Source organism: Uliginosibacterium gangwonense DSM 18521, from assembly GCF_000373965.1.
Classification (GTDB): Bacteria; Pseudomonadota; Gammaproteobacteria; order Burkholderiales; family Rhodocyclaceae; genus Uliginosibacterium; species Uliginosibacterium gangwonense.
In genome coordinates, this window is the sequence record NZ_KB892865.1 from 39,869 (window position 1) to 58,217 (window position 18,349).

Sequence of the window (18,349 nt, forward strand, 5' to 3'; positions counted from 1 at the left end):
ACCAAAACATGCGGGTTTTAGCGTAGTAAATGCAGCTTTTATGCAGCTTTTTTATTACTAAAGAAGTAGCCTCAGACGTCTGGCGCGACTGCCATTTCCTAGAGCAGCCGCCATCTCTCGGTTTTTGAAAGCCGTCTTTACCGTCAGACGGAGCGAAGAGCCCACTGCTATGCGGCTCCCTTCCGCTCACCACAGAGCGACGGCCAGCCACACATGGTCAAAGTCGTCGGAGCACGTGCCGTTCAGGCTCGCAACCTTTCCTGGTCTGGCGACATTGGTCAAATCCCCATCATCAAAAGCTTCATCAACCGCTTTTGCAAGAAAACATGGCGTGTTCTGCATCAGCAACACATTGTGAACATCAGCACGCAGCAACGTGGAACTCACGCTGCCCCCGTAAGCCGTTACGGCACCGTCTTTCGATATTACGCTGATAGCGATTTCAGAATATTTGGACGAAAACAAGTTCGGCTGAGCTAAGTTGGCGCTTACGAGGTGTTCAAACACGCAGGCACTTTCATCGGCACTGATAAGCCCATCACCATTGCCCTTCTTACATGCGTCACTAACATTGGGGATTTCATTCGTCACAGGAAAATCCCCAGGCAAGAAGCGGTAGCGATCCCGAAATAGCGCTACGGCGGAGCGGATTGAAGCAACCTGCCCAACAAACGCCTTCTTATCACCTTCCTTGATCAGCGCCTGACCGCCCAACACGACCGACCCCAGCAACACCGCCACAATACTCAACACAACAGCGATTTCGACCAGCGTGTACCCGTGCTGTGCAAGACGTTTGGTCATTTATTGAACTCTCTCCAAAGGCAACCAAACAATACAACACAATGCCCCGAGGTATAGGCCGCAAGTAGCGAGCACAAAAAACCGACGTAAAGCGGCACTGCGCGGAATAGCGGAGAGCACGCGAATAATCCGAAAAACATGCATGCCAACGGCAGCGTAAGCAACCCGGCCAACAACATCCTACGAGGTAAAGTCATGGTGGAAATCCTGTTCGGGCGAATACGGCTTTAAGCTCATCTGTCGTAATCCGGCACGTCATCGGCCCTGTCGCGCTCGTTACACTCTGCGCGGTTACTAACTCAGTATCACAAAGGGCAACGTACGAAGTAGATTGCGCAATAGCAGTGTTGGCAGATATTTCACATTTGAGGGGTGTAGAACTTGTTGGGTCTTGAATAAAGACTGTGTAGTCATTATTGGGACTTATGTTGTAACCAACCACAGGCCCGGACGCGGAGGCGGGTACATAGTTTGCCAAACCTACAGAAATCAGCTTGTCTTTAATATCTTGGCAGGCTTTGTTGAATGTAGCGACAGGGGCAGAGAGCACCCCTTGTGCATAGAGAGGGGTGACAAGGTCATCCCGTAAAATCGGGAACACGTAGTCATCAAATGTATCAGTGAGATCCCGTTTATAACAAACCCGCAAGCCAGTGCTATCGCGTTGGACACAGCCATCTTTGTTAGCCTGCTTGTAGGTATCCCCTGTACTAATAGCGATGGTCGTATTTTTTGTGGTGTATGCCCCCTCCCCACTTGGCCCGTGGGAAATAAGCACAGCCACCGCTGGGTTCGGTGTTCCCGATCCGTCATCAACCTTTATATCTTCTGTGCTCGCACCAAGCAGATGTTGCTGCATAACCCAGTCTCGCGGGTAAAGAAGCTGGGGGGTTGTTGCATTGTCGCTGGACACAACGTAAGTATAGAAATTGCCCCAACCATCCAGGGCCATTTCTTGAGTCAGCCCAAGGGTTGCATACGGAACCACCCCCGCTTTCACTCCGGCCCCTTCACCAACTCCGCAAGAATTCTTTGCACTAGCTTCCGTACTGACCGGTATCGAACTCTCCACCCCGGCGGCATCTGCCGCAGGGCAAGGCAAACGACCATGATCCCGTAGATAGCCAAGCAGTGCTGTTTTCACTGTAGCTTGCCGCGAATACGTTGTCGCGCTGGTGACATGCTGCAAGAACGTCGCTCCTCCTGCTATGAGCAAGCCAAGCATCGCCCCCATAATCACCAGGACGACCGCTATCTCGACGAGGGTAAAACCGCGCTGTCTGTTCATGCAGGTATGGTAGCGCAAAACCTCTGCGCTACCACCCTACCCCCAGCCTTCAGTCGTTCCAGGCCATCCCCTTCACCACGAAATTCAGCGGGCCGACGCCCACTGCTTCCTTCAGGGAGTCCGCAGCAGGCTGGGTGAAGGCGCTGGCGATCTGCTCGGCGGTTGGCCCAAGCAGGCCGGGGACGCCAAACTCCTTGGCATCGAGTGCCATCTGACCGGTGCCCAGTAGCCCTGCCCTCTGTACCCCATGCGCCACAATCCCTGCGACACCTTCATGCTCCCATACCGGAGCCCCTGCTCCCATTGCTTCCTGCAAGATGCCCTTGGCCGCGTCGGCTGCCAGCATCACCGGAACGTAGCCAGCCGCCAGTAGCAGCAAGGGGTTCGTGTTGCCATTTTTGACTTCATGCACCACACGCTTGAGCAGCACTTCGTGGGTGGCGTACATGAACTGCTTGAGGTGGAAGAACACAGCAAAGTGCGGGTCAGAACTCCAACTCGGGCGAATGGCTGCATTGGGCCGGAGAATTGCGCCATCCACCCAACGCATGATGGCCTTCTGAATCGCCGGGCTGTCAGTGTTGAGCCTGCCATCCTGAACTCGCACATCCGCCTTGGTGATACCCAACTCCTTGAGGTAACGCTCGCTGTGTTCGCCAGGGTTCTCCGCGTGCCGCTTGATGAACCCAATAGCAGCTTGTGTTGCCTGTACGCGCATGGCTTTGTTGTACGCTTCCATGCCGTTCCAGCGGAAGAAGTTGTCGTTCCAGCGCTTGGCCCAGGCAGGCAGATATTGTGAGCCGTACAAGTTCCCCATCGTACTCATGAACCCAGCGCAGTCGACAGTGCCGACCATTTCGGCAACCCTGGTGGCTTCGTCGTAATCTTCGGGCTTGCGCTCGCGCAGACCGGTGAGATCGCCCCACTCCTTCACAATGGCACTCATCCCACGCTTGAACGCCACGAACGCATCCTTCATCTCGCCCCCGCGCACAACAATACCGAGCGGGTCAATGAGGTTCGAGAACATGGCATAAGCCAGCAGCCGGGTATTCTGGTAGACGATGCTGTAAGCCGATGCTTTCCTCAACAAAGGGCTGATGTCGTGACCAAGTGTCCCTTCCATCGCCATGACTGCACGGCGGGCGGGTTCCAGACTCTTGGCGGCCCGAATGGGCAAGGCTTCAGCGTCCTGTGGTGTAAGCTCGGTCTTCGTACCCGAGACAAGCACCGAGTAAAGCTGCTTCTGCCATGCTTCAGGGTCAAGCGCCTTCGCCTGCCCGACAGCATCCTTCACGCCATATTCGCGCTCGGCGATCTGGTTGATCTCATGCGCCCAGGCACCTTCCATTGAGGCCTGAAGTTTGCCGCCGTCGTAGCCAAAGGTGCGTGTATATTCCGCACGCTTGGTCGCCTGTCCCACATAGGACGACAACACCTGCATCAAATCCTTCTGCTGAAAGTCATGAAACTGCCGCATGTCGATCCAGTCCAGGGTTCGTTCGTTCACTGCTTTCATGAACGGGCTGTACCCCAAGGCATTCGGCATTTCGTCCAGTGCAGCCTGCCCGTCACTGCCAATGAGCCGATCCAGAATGGCGGCGGCAACGTCTTCTGCCGTAACCGGTGTCGTCTTTTCGTCTTGCAACGCTCGCCACGAAGCAGTCAGTTCACCTGCGTCCTGCTTGGCTGCCACCTCCTTGTTGGCCTGTGCAGCAATGGCTTCGAGTTCATCCGCATGAAACTTCAACAACCGGTCCTTGAACACGGCGCCATCTCTCACAAGTGCGGCACTGTCCCAGGCACGCGGGAAGTAATTGACGATCTTGCCAAGAGGTTCCCATTGTTGCTTCTCAGCGTCATAACGACGAACGTCAGCCCCCCGCAAATACTCGTGCATCTCATCAAACACCCGCTGCACGCCATCCTGGATTTTCCTCGCCACCCGGTCTTTGGCTTTCGTCCCTGTTTGCAGCGCTTCAAGTGCCGTATCAAGGTCTGCTTTCTCCACATGCTCACCTGCATCCCTCACCGCAGCTCCGAACCTGTTGAGCCACTGATTGTTTGCCTGAACATGCGCCTGTAGAAAACCTTGGTCTTTGTCGGTTGCCCCCACCTTGTTGTTGAACAAGCGGCCAATCTGGTTGAGATAGGGGTTGGCTGAGCCAGTAAGTTGGGCCTCAGCAGTCCCAACCAACTCCTGACCACGCTTGAGAACAGGATCTATTTTTTTCGCCACCGCACGCAAGGTATCTCCACGCGCAGCGATGCCATCCAAGGCTTTTGCCATTTCATTTGGCTCGGCCAGCTTGCCATCGTGAAACGCCTTCAGGATCAATTCTGCCCGCTGATCGTTGGTCAGCATGCCCGTAATCCTGCGAATCAGGTTGGCAACTCGCTGGAATATCGTTTGTGTTTCCGGCCCAAACTTCATTTTGCCGGAAGCCCAGAGCTGGTACATGTAGGCCAAACGCTCCTGCGGGTCGTTCCTGATCGCTTCCCGCACCGCTTCGAACTTGTCGTCGGCAAAGAACCGCTCCAGACGACGCAGTGTGATCGGGCTGCTCGCTGCCTTGAGCAGAGTTTCGGCGTCCTTGCCCCGCCCTGCCTCAGTCAAACGGCTGAACAGTTCGTGCATGCTCTCATGGTAAGCAACAGACAACGGGTTCAGGGCACTCGTTGCGACCCTCACCACGCCCTGTTCCCACTCACCCGAACCACCATGACCGAAGGCATCGACGAATTCACGGTGCATCGCCGGGCCTAGAGTTTTGGTAATGTAGTCGTTCGCAGCCTTCAGCTCTTCTGCTGAAGCCTTGGCACCCAACGGTTCGTCCGAGCGTTTCGTGTTCGCATCAAACGCGCTGAAGTTCCCGTTATTGTCGGTCGCCTTGAGCTGTGTCGGATCGAACACAATCGTCGTCCCATCCGTCGGCACAAACACTCCGTCATATCCCTGGGCCTGCAACGCTCGCGCCCGTGCTTTCGACTGGGCTAGATCAGCAAAACTGGAAAACTCTTCCAGACTCATTCTGTAGGGGCGCTCCATGCGCACATACAGCGGCATCGTATGCTGCCCATATACAGCAGAACGTTCAGCGGACGGGCTGACAAAAATCCCCAGTCCTGCGCTGGCATGGTTCGTATTCGCACCAGCCCTTGCCGGGTCGAATGTATCAAAGGCAGCATCGGAGCTGTGATAAAAAACAACCGGTGCGCCATCCTTTGTGCGCATTTTGCTGTCACCAAACCACGCATTGAAACGTGGGCTATCCAGCAACTTGCGGGCAGGTTCGGCATTGAACTTCTTACCGTCTGCCTTCGCTGCCGCTGCCTTGTATTCAGCCGCCAGTTCTTTGCCTTGCTTCACAAGTTCTGAAGTCTGGCTCTTCAGAAGCCTGAGCTTGCCATCACGAACGGCGTTCGCGGGAGCCGCCTCAAGCTCTTTGATTTTCGTTACCTTTTCAGCATACTCACGACGGAGCCCGTCAAGACGACGAGCACGCTGATCGAGTTTTCCTTCCTTGGGATGCAGCTCTGCACCGGTCAGCTCATCAAAATTCCGTTCTGTGGCGTCTAGCTTTTTGTTCGCCTGCATAGACATCTCGTCGGTCTCGGTGATGGCATGGCCCTTTGGCCCTGCCGTCTCGCGTACCTTATCCTGCGGCAACTCCGCCCCCTTCTTCTCAAACACAGCGAAGTTGTCTCCGTACTTGCCAACGAACTGTCCCGCCTCTTTATCCACATGCCCAAGCGCTTCCTTTTCGGAATCATAGATATGTGGCTGCTTGGTCTGCGGATCGCGTGCAATACGCCCCTCATCAACAACCGCACGCCCAACTTCCTCGCTGATGCTTCTGCGAGCCTCGCCCAGAGTCAGCACTGAGCCGTCCGCACGCCTGAAGAGCGCAAAGTCATCCGGCAGGCTTTTCATGCCATTGACAACATGTTCAGTACCGTCGGCCATCCTTACCCGCATCTCCCCCTGGAACTTGCCGGAGTTGAGCAGCGAAGACAGCCCTGCCGAAAACATATTCAGCATATCCTTCGGGCCGGTCTGTTCAGCCGTGCGTTCATCAAACGCCCCTTGGCCCTTGCGCTCCCACATCTTCGAGATGAGCTTTTGTGCAGAGGTTACGAAGTCCTTACCGTACTTCTTCCCTCCGGGTTCTCCTTCAGGCAAAAAGATACGGCCGTCCGCGATGGTAGAAACATCCCGCTGCCCTAGCTTCGTGACATCCGACCACGCCCGCTTGTTTGCTCGACCACCCACGGTAGCCGGAGCATTCAACTCGTCTGGGCGAATCTCCACGGCTTCAGGCTGGTCGTTTGTTCGCTCCTGGGAACGCAGCACTTTGTAGCGATCATTGAGCATCTGATCCAGGCCACGTGACCCACGGGTCTCGTATTCAGTCTCATGTTGCTGGCGCAAAGCATCCAGTTGGCGGTTGTCACCGGTTGCCTTGGCATAATCGACAATGCCTACGGGTTCGGTACTCACGACCTCTCTGCCCGTTGATTTGTCATACCTTGCGTTGTAGCGCTCCGTATCCAGGTTGCGCTCTACACGCTGAATGTGATCCCCCACGTAATCATTGGCAAGATCGAACGGGCGACCTTCTTTGTCACCGAAATGATAGGCATATGAAGACTCACGCTCCTGCAACGGGGATTCGTAGTCTTTTGCTGCGGCGTCGCTCTCGCCACGATTCGGCGTGGCCGCGCTCTCATCCCCGTAGCTTTCCCCTTGCAGCCTGTTGCGCTCATGTAGAAGGTCAATCTGGGCCAATACCTTGTCCTTGTTTGCCCCAAACCATTGGTCAAGTTGTGCTTCGACATCAGGAATTTTCTTGCCACCGTCAATGTAACGACGGATAGAGTCAGCAATATGTGGATAGTCTTCCGCAGGCAATGCGTCCATCGCTTCTGGGGTCAGATTGTCCCAAACAGCTTGAGATGCTCGTTTGTATTGTGGCACCCGGCTATCCACTAACGACTGGATGTCAGCCAGCGCGGCCTGTACACCCTCATCAATCTCCTGAGTCCTTCCCTGGCGGCGCAGCAGATCATAGGCTTTACCAATAATTTCTGGAGCGCCTGCTCCAAATGCTGCGGTGAGGCCGTGGGGAACAGTTACGTTGCCATTGTCATCTCGTCCGAAGTCTCCCAGAACATAGTCTTTGAGAACACCCGCAGCCGTGTTGCGCACATGCTCAGTCAGCGGGCTTCCGAACGTACTATCCAGATCAGGCGCAAGACGGCTCAGAAACACCTCGTCGTCACGCGTCGGCTCCAGATTCTGCTTGGCGCCGCCAAGCCTGCTCACCAGTTCCCCCGCTGCCTCACGGATATTCTCGCCTACGCGCCTGGAGCGCTCTTGCGCGACCAGCCCCCCAACAAAAGGCTTCCACGCTTCTGGGTCGTTCGCGTTGTCCAACAGATGTTGAGCAACGGCTACCGATTGGGCGGGGGCATTCGGGTCGGCCACGGTACGACGCGCGATTGCCAGCGCGGCCTCACGTTGCATGTTCTCGTTACTGGCAGCCCAGGCATTCACCTGTTCGTCCGGAGCATTGACCAGCTCAGCAGGCAGTCGCTGATCGGCCATGAGGGTCGCCAGCTCAGGATGGGTACGATAGGCATTGAATGCATCACCGACCGTCCTGAGCGGATCAGCCGCACCGTTGGCTGCCTTCATGGCCGTGTCGCTCAGAGCTATGCCGCCCTTGGCTGCAAGCCTCCCACCGCTGGCAACCAGATCAACGCCATGAGCCACAGCCCCATGTACCGCCCCGACAGGAGCCATACCCAATGCGCCTTGGGCCGCTGCATCTGCAACCCGCATTGGGTCGAACTTGGCGTTCGGATCGTACTGCATCTTGTGCGCCTGCCCGATCACATCTGAGGCTCCTACCGCCGCACCGGCTTCCGCAGCACTCTTGGCTGTTTGCACCCCCGCCCCAAGCAGAGCCTGCTTCAGAGAGTTGACCGGCACTGGTGTCAGCATACGGCCAGTCATGGCATCCGGAACGGCAGCCATGACAGCGCCTTGAGTACCACCCACAAGGTTGGCACGAGCAAACTTTTCTTGCGGCGACATCCCGGCAGCAGCGGAATCCTCATGCAGCTCCTGGGCCACGCCACCAGCCATCGTCGGGTGCATGACTGCCGCGCCACCGAGCGTGGCCGCGAGGTTCGGGTTCATGAATCGGCCCAAGCCCATGCGTCCAGCTACAGCACCTGCCATTGCAGGAGGGATATATGCAGCCCCCTTGCCGACAGCGCCGAGAGCATATTGCAAAGCAGTGTCCGCATCATGAACTTGCCCAAGGTTTTTGACATCTGGTCCAACATACGCAGCTCGTTGTGCATCCTGCGCCGCACTATCCCACCACCCTTTTGCAGCATCAGAATGCCCAGTCGCATCCAGGGCAGACGCCACATAGGCTTTTGTCGAACCCTTCACACCCCGGACAGCCTGCCCAAGACCACGCGTCAGGGGATTGCCGAAATCACGCTCATCCTGCAATGGATCAGGCAGCGGCTGCGCAGTCGTGCCGAGCGCGGAATAAGTTGTCCCATTGGGCTGCTGGGGCTGGAGCGCGAGCAAAGTATCTCTCAGCGACATGACAAATCCTTTTAACGACGTTGATCCGAGAGGTTCTGAAGCTCCTGACGATAGCGGTCCTGTGCCTCCTGATTTCCGCCATCTACCAGCCCACCGTAACCAAGGCTGCTGCCGAACTTCAACCTGTTATCACCAGTCACAAAGCCCACGCCACCTGGGCCACGCAACCCGGTTGCAGCCGTCGCCTTCAGCGGGTTATTGGTCGTGGAGGTGCTGTAGCCCATCAACTTCTGTACAAGGTTGTTCAGAATGCCAGGGTCGGTGTCCCAGGCGGGAGACTGCACAGCATCGTGAATCACGTTGTACATCTGTGGCGTGATGTCACCACGGCTCAGGCCCGCCTGAGCCAGCACATTATTGAAACCAAGCTCGGCTTTTTGCCGAGCCTGATTCGGTTTATTGTCTTTGTCATACGCCTGCCCAAAGTCCTTATCGAGCTGATCGTTGATGCGTTTCTCGTTATCCATCCGTCGTTGATACCCGAGCTGATTGATCGCCATTTCGCGGTTGTACTGAAGGTTCTGACGTTGCATTGCCAGATCAGCCGCTTTGAACAAACCTTGCTGTTGCATCTGTTGGCGCTGCAGATCGGCATTGGTATCGAGGTTGGCGTATTGGAACCCCAGGTTGTCCGCTGTTTTGGCGCGATTGATCGCCCCGGCATACTGCGCTGCTGCGGGTTGCTGCGCATACAGCTTGAACAGAGTCTTCATGCCGGAAGGATCATTCGATTCAAGGGATGTATCGATGGCCGGAGGAGCGCCCACACTTTGCTCGTTCGACACACGACGAGTAGGCTGATTACCTCCGCCTCCCGCGTTGCCACCCACGCTGGCCGCGTCAACCGGCTGATAGCCTTGCGCCTGACCACCAACATTCATGGTTTTGCCTGTTGAGTTATTGCGCACCCATCCCGTTCCGGCCGGTGGCACACCATTCGAGTTGATGAGATCTGCAACAGGCTGGCGCAAACCGACAGGCTGAACAGTCTGTTGCGGAACTTGCTGACTCAGAGCTGGAGCTTCTTGAGAGGATTGCATAGGCTGCCCACTGAGCATCCCGGCAGTCATGCCGTTTGGATGTTCTTTGGCGATCTGGTTGATCAGGTCTTGATTCACTTGAAGCCCTGGCTCGGTTCTATTTGCCGCGCTGTTACCGGTCAGAGAATTCCACGCCCTCGCCAATCCCACAGCCATGTTGTCCGGCACAAGGTTTTTGCCAATGAACTTACCTGCGGTCAATGCTCCCGCTCCGGTAGCAACAGCGGGGTTCGCCAGCAAACCATAGGTAAGCGCACCACCCGCTGCAAAATCCGTCGCGTTGTCTGCATTGACCCCACGATTGCCCATATCGCCCAAAGCCCCTGCCGTCTGGAGCACTCCGCCAGCAAGCCCTAGACCTTTACCAAACTTTGCCAACCTACTAGCCTGACCTGCCACTTGCGCGGGGGCTTCCGTCGTCGAAGCCACGTTTGGCGTTTGGGACGCGCGAAACGCTGCTGCTTCGGGGGACATCATCCCGTTCGCACGAGCGCCTACAGCGGTGCTTGCCAGCGGGCCTTCAGCAGCACTCGCTGAACCGTACCGGGATACCGCATTACTTGCCACAGAGGGGTCAATCGGTACAGGCCCGCCTGGGCGGGGCACAGAAGCAGGTTGCTGAATTGACGTAGCAGTGCGGCTACCCACTCCTTGGCCTTTTCGGGACATCCAGTCCCCCGCACCACGCATCATCTGCCCAATGTAATCACCAAGAGCCATGTTCGTACTCCTTAACCCGTTGTAATTTCTGCAGCCAGACCACCTGCCGCCGCACCGATTGCTCCTGCAACCTGCCCCATTTCCCGCATGCCAGCAGCCGCCGCGCCTGCAACAATTTGCGCATGAGCATTGATCGCCTGTGCCGTAGCTATCAGGTGCGATGATTCAATCTGCGCCACCTGCGCCGACAAGGACGCGTTGGCCTGTGCCGCACTGATGCGCTCGCGGACAAACTTGGCCTGTGCATCAACACGCGTTGTATACTTCTTTATTCTTGAGTCATACACACCAAGCGCGGCGTTCACGTCCGTTTGATAGCGGGCCACATCCGCTCCGTACATCTGGATTTTCGCCCTGTACTGTTCAAGCGGAAGCTGAGCGGCAGCAACTTGAGCGCGAACGATGGTTTCTTTGGCTGCCACGCCTGTCTGGTAAGCCTGCACCTTATTGGCATAAGCGCTCACAGACGATTGATAGAGCGAGACCTTTGCCATTTCGCCACGGATGCGGGATTCATACATTCCGAACTCGGCACTCTTGGCTCCAACCTGTGCCTGATAAGCTTCGACCCGCGTGCGGAACAGTTCCAGCTTGGAACGTTCAACGTCGGTGTAGATCTTTGCGGCTTCCATCTGCGCCGTGTACAGACCGACCAGGGAACGCACACCTTCAAGCTGTGAGTTGTAGAGCGAAACGTACAACTGCTGGGTTTCAACAGTCAGGCGTGCGCCTTCAACCTTTGCCTTATACACATCAAGATGGGCAAGCGCTCCGCGCAACTGCGTCTCATACACCTGGGCTGCGCCACGGAATGCCTCGACCCTGGCCTGAAAGCGCTGCAACTTCGCATTGAAAATCTGCACACCAAATTCAGCAAGATATTTGGCTGCATTGAGCGCCCTTTCCGCCGCGTATCCATAATACTGAATCATCATGGCTTCCAGCTCACGCGCCTGCTCAATCGTGAACCTGCGGTTCTCCACATACAGGTCTGCACGCTTGAGTGCCACGTCACGAGACAAACTTGAAGTTTTCTCAAGCGCTTCACTCTGAATCCGCGTAACCGCCCCATTCAATGCTCCAGGCGGTAGCATCATTCCACGCGCAGCGGCTTGACGGGCCACTTCCTGGATCTGGATTTCCGCATTCTGCAACTCACGCTCACGCGCACGTGCCCAAAGAGCCTCCTCGTCACCTGCATCAATGCCGTAGCCGCCATTGAGCAGATCATTGAGCAACTTTGTCTTCGTTGCATCTAGCAAGACAGACGAATACATCTGCTCACTGAACTCGAACTTCGATGTGGGTTCAAGCAGATCGTCCGCTTGTGCAGCCACATCAAAAACTGGGATGTCTATTACAGGAGCCTCGGGCAAGGCCAGAGCCTGAATCGTGGGGACAGCAGGCAAGGTAATCGTCGGCGCGGTCGGCAGCACAGCACTGTTCAACTCTGGGGCATTGCCTGGAGAATCCGGCAACGACGCGTCTGGGGCCGCAGGCAAACTGAGTGCAGGCTCTGCCAGAGTCAGTTCAGGAACAGGGCCAAAATCCGGGATGTTGATCGTACCTATCGACACATCGCTCGGACGAGTAGCAGTATCTGTTGGAAAGACAGGCTCTGACGGCGCTTGCTCAGCGACTGCGGAAATAGTATCCGCATAATCGTTCTGTATGTATTGCGCAAGAAAATCCGCATAGGATTTGCCCACGGTAACTTGACTTGTAGCCACACCTTTCAGGTCATTCATGAAGCCTGTCATCGTGTCGACGATAGTGTTCATCGACGAGATGTTGCTGTCGCGCATTGCGCCAATATCGGTCCCCATCAAACCCTCCTTGTCGTGGGCGCAAATACCACGGTGTAACTGTTGAAGTCGAAGTCCTTGTCACCAGCAAGGGACAGTTGCCAGTGCCTGCCGCGCAGCCCTTTTCCCAGGGCTACGCGATGCTGATGGAGTGTGGCAACATCACCGTTCACCACGTACTCACAGGCGTCACCTTCGTCCGTCGACACGGTGAGAACCATGTCGCCCTGGCTATGCATGTCGATGTAGAAATCGCTCGCACGTTTCTGATGCGGTTCCCGAAAATCCAGGTTCCCCGTCTTCATTGAGAACGGTATCGACTCCTGGGGGACTTCCAACTGATAAAGGCCATCATCTGCAGCACCGTAATACCGGCCATCTATCTCACAGAAGCTGTTGAACGGATAATCCGAAAACGTCGTGCTGGCATTTGTGATCGTGTTCGTCGCAAACACAAGAATCAGTTTTTCAATCAGTTCCGCCGCCAGATTGGCAACGGGCCTTGGCAAGGTGATGTCAGCCGAAGCGTTGATCTGTTGAAGCGCAAAGAGGTGCCCATCAATACGGGGGAGCGCCACAGACAGTTCGGCACGAGCACCCACAACAGCGTCGGCGGCAAATCCCAACTTGTTGAGTGCGGCAGACAGCGAACCAACAACACCCGGCACCCCGACCAGATCCACTTTCACGCGGGGGACAGAAAGGCTAAGTTCAGCAAGCTGAGTTGCCGCACCTGTCGAACTTGCGTTCAAGCGTGGCAAGGTGGTATCGAGTACCGCAGATATGCCGACAGCACCCGTCATGGAGCTGCCGAGGGATGGCAACAATGCAGCCAGCACGTAAGAACCACCAGCCAATTCTGCGCTCAATGCTGGCAAGCTCAGATCAAATTTCCCGACCCCGCCGACAAAGCCAAGTTGCTCTGAGGTGATCTTCGGTAACGCGATTTCCAACGAAGCGAAAGTACCTTGGCGTGCAGCAATAACCGTCACGAAACTCGGCAGTTGAACCGAGATCAGATTGCCAAGAGCGACACTGATGCTGGCAGCCCCTGACACCCGTGCGCCACCGCTCGCGTCCTCGTGCACGGTTGCATTGCGGTAATCCGCTCCCCCGGATACCTGCACGCCATCCCCTGCAATGACCAGATGCTGGGTAGCATTGCGATATGGAGCCTTTCCCGCCAGTGTTATGCCAATGCCATCAGAGCGAAAATTCAATGTTTCTACCGCAACAACCGTCGCACCTGCAAGTTGGCACCCGCCGCTTGCCACAACCTGTTGAACGATATTGCGTGCCGATGTACCCCCCGATACCTGCATGCCACCGCTTGCGCTCAGGCTGTAAGTGGTCGGCGGACTGTACTCTCCAGCAAGCAGGCTGGGGATGCGCCCCTGAGGAAGAAGGTATTCACCCGCGAACAATGCAGGAACCCTGCCCTGCAACGCGCTGTATTCACCGGAGACAAGATTGGGAAGACTTGCCATATGGCATCAAACTGACAAAGTAAGAGCAGTGATGGTCGGACTAGCCCCCGATGCAACAAGTGCACTTGACAAAGTAATATCCGACCCAGCTGTCCCTGCGGACAGATCCATAGCATACAAACCTTTTGTCCACCGCCCCCATGTAGCGGTTCCCGCTGCAACAAATGTCGTGGCCTTTGTTGCTGCCAACGCAATACTCCCTGAAGCTGCGTCGTTAAAGTCGGTCGTCGCAAAGGTGTAGGTGGCTAAAGCTGTTTGACCGGATATTGGATCGCTCGCCAAAGTCGGCTGAGTTCCACCGTACAATGTCAGAGTACCGCCATCGGCCAGCTTTGGTTCTGTACCCGTAATGAATAGGCAATTCAGAATCGCATTACGCAGCGCTTCGTTCCACCGAACCGTCGCACCATTTGTTGCAGGAATCTTCCAAGACATCGACACCACTTTGCAGGGGGTGTTGATCGTCAGGGTATCCAGAATACAATCGGCCCCTGATCCAGATAAACCCACCGTTCCTGTCACAGAAGCTGACCCCACCGAATTTTCATAAACGCAGAAACTCAGCGCGGTCCCTGTTACAGCCGAAGTCCCACTCCACGTCACACCAAGCTGTTTGACGCCTCCCACAGCCCCTGTACTCCACATATTGGCGCAGGTGTCGCTGGCCGTCCAACTACTACTCAAACTGGTACTCTCGGGTGCAAGCTGAGCGCTGGTCAATATACGTAACCGCACCACGCTCGTCGCAGTTGTGCCGGGCAAACACCCACCAGCCGCCGTTGTAGCCTTTACCAAGGCATTCAGCAGCCTGTTCTTCGCTGCGGTGCTGATTTGAATAGCCATAACAAGTCACACCTTGCTCAAGGTGATTTTCGGTGTCAGCTTGATCACATCACCGGACATCACAGTGACGCTGGCGCTGAAGCGCTCCGCCCACAGCAGCACCCCACTTGTTGCATCAGTGACGTAATACCCATAAATCACTTGGCTGGAACCCGCATTCGTCCAGCTCAGTTCGGCATACGCAGCCTCCGCCACAGCGTTCGCGTTTTGTGCGATGGTCCAAGATGAGCCGGTCAGCGTCTTGGCTGCATAGCCGGAAAAGTTCGCTTCGGTGTAGCTTGCTGCAGTATCTGCGTCGGCAGGCGTAATGTCATTCGTGTAGAAATGCAGTTGCTGGTTTCCTGCCCCCAGCATCAGCGCCAGGAGCTTGTTTTCTCCAACAGCAGGAATGAATAGTGACATGCTGGCTCCTTACGCCATCGGCAGAGTAAAGTTTGCTGTGCTCAACACGAACGGGGCGCTCGCCGAAATCGTCAAAGACCCGAGCGTCATTTCTGCGCCGCTTGTTGCAATCGCTCCATCAAAACGAATTGCACTGTTGCTTGCAGCCGCCCCCGTATCACCAACCTGACGGCAGCGGAACCACCCCGCCGTTCCCGCCGCAACGGCAGTGCCACTCCAGGTTTCGGCACCCGCCTTGCTGATCACCCCGGCAGTGGCGGTCGCCCCCATATGCATCCCAGTTCCGGCACCGTTGTTACTCACCGTGACAAGCAGAGTGCCGGTCGCAGCGGCATCCGGGCTGGTCGGCTGAGTGCCGCTATAGATGTCGATGACGAAGCCATTCGCCCCCTCGATAGCCGCTTTGAGTGAGCTGGACGCCATCACGGCATTCACCAGCCCTGTGGAAAGACGTAGTGCCATATGAACTCCTTAGCCGCGCAGGGCCGTAATGAGATGCGGCGTACCGCCGCGAACCTTGAACAAACTTGCTCCACTGCATGCAGCAGGCAGCACATAGCGCCCCGCCGTCAATTCCTTGAACTGCCCGCCGCTGGTCCCCATGCAGATCCCCCGTTCCGAGGCCCACATCCAGATCGGGCCTTGCGTCGTACCGTCCCCCACGTAGTAACCCGGCACCTCGACAGCAGTCCCCAAAACAGCGCCGTAGTTCGCCGCCTTCATCCGGGTAAATTCAGCAGGGTCGCTCCCCTGCAGAAATACGATTTCTCTATCAGACCCAACAAAGACACCGTCAGACACCGGGGCGAACAAAGTCACCACACCGGGGCATCCAAGATACCCTCCAACGCGGTCAAACAGTTCGAACTCGTAGGGCTGACTGTACCACAGCCACTGGCCTTGGGCCACATACAGGCGCCCATTGTAGTACCCCAGCACGCGGCCGGAAGGTGCTGGCCCCATGTGGAGAGTACGTACTGGCACCCCTCGCGTAGGAATTTCAGACAACATCAGAGACTTGGTCTGATTAGGCACGGTTGCGGCCAGGAACGGCAGCTCCCCTCCTCGCTCGGACACATAGACCTTGATATGACTCACAGCGGGGTTCGAAGAGGCCACCAGGGAGAATGCAAGGCCACTGTTTGCGCCCACCTCCACACGCTGCACGGGGCTGGCGCCTGACTCATGGCCGTCATCCCGCACATAGGTCACGCAATAAAGGTAGGAGCCTGCTGGCACAGAACCCAGGCACAAGCCGACTTCAGGCGTGGCAGAAGGGTCTATGCCAGCCAGTCGGGGCGAAGCCCCCTTCAGCACACCTGTTTCAGTCCCATCGCTCCAGAACACCTCGTTATTGACCCGCTGATAGCACAAACGCGTGCCTGCGACCTGCTTGATCGGCGTCAGCCCGCCATCACTGAACCGACATAGCCAGCCATTCTGGACAAAATAGGAGTCCCCTTCGCTGCTCCACAAGCTGTGGCATTTTCCGGCAATTTTGCGCACGGCCCCCAGACGACGACAGGCTTTGCCGGTTTCATCAATCTCTATATTGTTCCCCGCCAGCAGATCACCCGGCTTGAACCGATCCGGTGGGAGATCGTTCCTGACCCCAAGGCTGGCGCTGATTTCCACTGGTTTCATGAACACCTCCAAATAGGTGCCAGCGGCAACCTGGAGAATGAAGCTGCCGCTGGCGTCCGTGGTTACTTCCGGCGAAAGGAACAAACCGGAACAACACTCCACTCACGGCTGGGAGTTCTGTTCACAAGCCTCCATAAGCCACGACTCTGGTCTTGTGCTTGTACCGGTCCTGCTCTGCTTTCGCTTGTGCGCAGTAAGCGCGGAATTCGCCTTCAAACAAGTCAGCCCGGCCTTTGTCAAAGGTCTCCGCATCCTGCTTGCCATATGCGAGATGCTTCATCCATTTGAGCAATGACCAATGATGGATGTCTTCAAGCTCTTCGAACTGGGCGCTATCGCTCGCAAGCCTGTTCAGCGGAAGGCGATACACATGCAGGTCTACGATGTCATCTTGGTCTGGAACCATCACCCAGCGGACTACATTTTTCTGCATCCCGATCACCATGTAGCGCACCGCCCCTGGCCTTTCATCCAAGACCAATGTCTTGACCTGCCCGTAATCGGAGGAACGCATGCGTCCCAGGTCTTCAGCGTTTATGATTTCGAGGGAAGCACGATCCGAACGGCGCGTGGCACTGATGATGCGCAGGATAGCGGGATGCAGGGCACTTGTCGGCTGCCCCGATACCACTGCCACCGCACATGCGGACGACATGAAATCAGGCAACCCACCGACGAGACGCCAGAACATCATGTACGCCTCGTTCATATACCGCCAGACTTCGTCATCCGACCACAGGTAAGGCTTGGCAGTATCCACCACTTCTGAGCGAAACGAGGCCAGCAACTCAGCCGGTGTCATTTAGCCTGCCTTGGAAATCTTGTACTCAGCCCATGCCGAAACAATCTCGGCCCGATCCGTGCTGAATTCAACCAGCTTCTCTACCGACTTGACCGTCGGCACGCCCTGGCCGGTAAAGTCCTTGGCATCGTTGGTGGCTACAATCTCCTCAAAGGCCAGGAACAGATATTCCTTCCGCTCGGCTTCCGTGAGCTGCACGGATTCCTTTGGCGGCGGAGCAATCATCTCCGGCGCAGTTTCGCCTTCCGCGACTTGCCCACCAATGGCGACGATCTCACGTTCCATGTTCGGAGGCACCCAGGTCGGCTCATCCTTCAGGAACGAAATGACACCGTGCGTTGAACGATGGGTGTGGGTACGGTTAAGCGTGTATTTGGGCATGATTCACCTTTCTAAAGGTGGGCGGGCTTTCGCCCGCCCGAATCCACCACAAGGAGGCGTGAATTAGTTCGGAACCGTTTCGTTGGCACGGCCAGGGATCGTGTACATCACACGAACCGTGGCCTTGCCAGCCGTGGCATTGGCAACCGTCGACCCGATAGTCAGGCGCAGGTTTTCGCTGCTGCGGTATCCCGTCAGGGTCAGTGGGGTGCGCCCGGCAGTTTTGAGATCGACTGCGGCGGCATAGCGATTGGGCATAGCGGAATCGCCCAGCGATACGGTGTATGCCGTCGGCCCTGCCCCCGCTGTTTCCACCACGATCTCACCACCGATCACCACGGCTGCCTCGGGCAGATTGATGATTTCAGCAATCGCTTGATCCGCAAAATTCGCCCCAAATGAGCGCATCACGCCGGAAACATCGGAGATCGTGTCATCGAAGCTGAATGTGAATTCGGACACCAAGGGCCATTGCGCGGCCCGAGCTTTCTTGAGCTGGCTCATA

At 56.4% G+C, this 18,349-nt stretch carries 13 protein-coding genes; all 13 read right to left on the reverse strand.

Annotated elements, in window-relative coordinates:
• Positions 1–186 precede the first annotated feature (186 nt).
• The 13 genes from B145_RS27745 to B145_RS26335 all read right to left on the reverse strand — a co-directional run bounded on the left by B145_RS27745 (position 187) and on the right by B145_RS26335 (position 18,348).
• Positions 187–804, reverse strand: coding sequence for a type II secretion system protein (locus B145_RS27745; protein ID WP_018609474.1), 618 nt, complete (start codon positions 802–804; stop codon positions 187–189).
• Between the two features lie 193 nt (positions 805–997).
• On the reverse strand, positions 998–2,092 hold the full coding sequence (locus B145_RS0118965) for a type II secretion system protein (RefSeq protein WP_018609476.1): 1,095 nt from the start codon (positions 2,090–2,092) through the stop codon (positions 998–1,000).
• A 49-nt stretch (positions 2,093–2,141) separates the two neighbouring features.
• Entirely contained in the window at positions 2,142–8,720 is a 6,579-nt protein-coding gene (locus B145_RS0118970) for an ADP-ribosyltransferase-containing protein (RefSeq protein WP_018609477.1), read from the reverse strand.
• Between the two features lie 11 nt (positions 8,721–8,731).
• On the reverse strand, positions 8,732–10,480 hold the full coding sequence (locus tag B145_RS0118975) for a hypothetical protein (RefSeq protein ID WP_018609479.1): 1,749 nt from the start codon (positions 10,478–10,480) through the stop codon (positions 8,732–8,734).
• 11 nt (positions 10,481–10,491) lie between these two features.
• A complete protein-coding gene (locus B145_RS0118980; RefSeq protein ID WP_018609481.1) occupies positions 10,492–12,306 on the reverse strand; it encodes a hypothetical protein in 1,815 nt (604 codons plus the stop codon).
• The gene (locus B145_RS0118985; RefSeq protein WP_018609483.1) at positions 12,306–13,772 is read right to left on the reverse strand and encodes a hypothetical protein; all 1,467 of its coding nucleotides are present in this window, start codon (positions 13,770–13,772) and stop codon (positions 12,306–12,308) included. The genes B145_RS0118980 and B145_RS0118985 overlap by 1 nt, the downstream gene beginning before the upstream one ends.
• Positions 13,773–13,778: 6 nt before the next feature.
• Positions 13,779–14,615, reverse strand: coding sequence for a hypothetical protein (locus tag B145_RS28810; RefSeq protein WP_157288518.1), 837 nt, complete (start codon positions 14,613–14,615; stop codon positions 13,779–13,781).
• Between the two features lie 6 nt (positions 14,616–14,621).
• Positions 14,622–15,017: a hypothetical protein gene (locus tag B145_RS0118995; RefSeq protein WP_018609486.1), complete on the reverse strand. Its 396-nt coding sequence runs from the start codon at positions 15,015–15,017 to the stop codon at positions 14,622–14,624.
• 9 nt (positions 15,018–15,026) lie between these two features.
• Complete coding sequence (locus tag B145_RS0119000) at positions 15,027–15,479, reverse strand: hypothetical protein (RefSeq protein WP_018609488.1); 453 nt, start codon at positions 15,477–15,479, stop codon at positions 15,027–15,029.
• A gap of 9 nt (positions 15,480–15,488) precedes the next feature.
• The gene (locus tag B145_RS0119005; protein WP_157288519.1) at positions 15,489–16,661 is read right to left on the reverse strand and encodes a hypothetical protein; all 1,173 of its coding nucleotides are present in this window, start codon (positions 16,659–16,661) and stop codon (positions 15,489–15,491) included.
• A gap of 121 nt (positions 16,662–16,782) precedes the next feature.
• Positions 16,783–17,463 (reverse strand): phage adaptor protein, encoded by a 681-nt coding sequence (locus B145_RS0119010; RefSeq protein ID WP_018609492.1) that lies wholly within the window; start codon positions 17,461–17,463, stop codon positions 16,783–16,785.
• A complete protein-coding gene (locus B145_RS0119015) occupies positions 17,464–17,844 on the reverse strand; it encodes a hypothetical protein (protein WP_018609494.1) in 381 nt (126 codons plus the stop codon).
• A 63-nt stretch (positions 17,845–17,907) separates the two neighbouring features.
• The gene (locus B145_RS26335; RefSeq protein ID WP_018609496.1) at positions 17,908–18,348 is read right to left on the reverse strand and encodes a hypothetical protein; all 441 of its coding nucleotides are present in this window, start codon (positions 18,346–18,348) and stop codon (positions 17,908–17,910) included.
• Between the last annotated feature and the right edge of the window lies 1 nt (position 18,349).

Bases quoted from the DNA above. Each gene is read 5' to 3' on its own strand.
- B145_RS0118965 (WP_018609476.1), bottom strand. From the start codon at position 2,092: ATGAACAGACAGCGCGGTTTTACCCTCGTCGAGATAGCGGTCGTCCTG.
- B145_RS27745 (WP_018609474.1), bottom strand. From the start codon at position 804: ATGACCAAACGTCTTGCACAGCACGGGTACACGCTGGTCGAAATCGCT.
- B145_RS26335 (WP_018609496.1), bottom strand. From the start codon at position 18,348: ATGAGCCAGCTCAAGAAAGCTCGGGCCGCGCAATGGCCCTTGGTGTCC.
- B145_RS0118975 (WP_018609479.1), bottom strand. From the start codon at position 10,480: ATGGCTCTTGGTGATTACATTGGGCAGATGATGCGTGGTGCGGGGGAC.
- B145_RS0118985 (WP_018609483.1), bottom strand. From the start codon at position 13,772: ATGGCAAGTCTTCCCAATCTTGTCTCCGGTGAATACAGCGCGTTGCAG.
- B145_RS28810 (WP_157288518.1), bottom strand. From the start codon at position 14,615: ATGGCTATTCAAATCAGCACCGCAGCGAAGAACAGGCTGCTGAATGCC.
- B145_RS0119010 (WP_018609492.1), bottom strand. From the start codon at position 17,463: ATGACACCGGCTGAGTTGCTGGCCTCGTTTCGCTCAGAAGTGGTGGAT.
- B145_RS0119005 (WP_157288519.1), bottom strand. From the start codon at position 16,661: ATGAAACCAGTGGAAATCAGCGCCAGCCTTGGGGTCAGGAACGATCTC.
- B145_RS0119015 (WP_018609494.1), bottom strand. From the start codon at position 17,844: ATGCCCAAATACACGCTTAACCGTACCCACACCCATCGTTCAACGCAC.
- B145_RS0119000 (WP_018609488.1), bottom strand. From the start codon at position 15,479: ATGGCACTACGTCTTTCCACAGGGCTGGTGAATGCCGTGATGGCGTCC.
- B145_RS0118995 (WP_018609486.1), bottom strand. From the start codon at position 15,017: ATGTCACTATTCATTCCTGCTGTTGGAGAAAACAAGCTCCTGGCGCTG.
- B145_RS0118980 (WP_018609481.1), bottom strand. From the start codon at position 12,306: ATGGGGACCGATATTGGCGCAATGCGCGACAGCAACATCTCGTCGATG.
- B145_RS0118970 (WP_018609477.1), bottom strand. From the start codon at position 8,720: ATGTCGCTGAGAGATACTTTGCTCGCGCTCCAGCCCCAGCAGCCCAAT.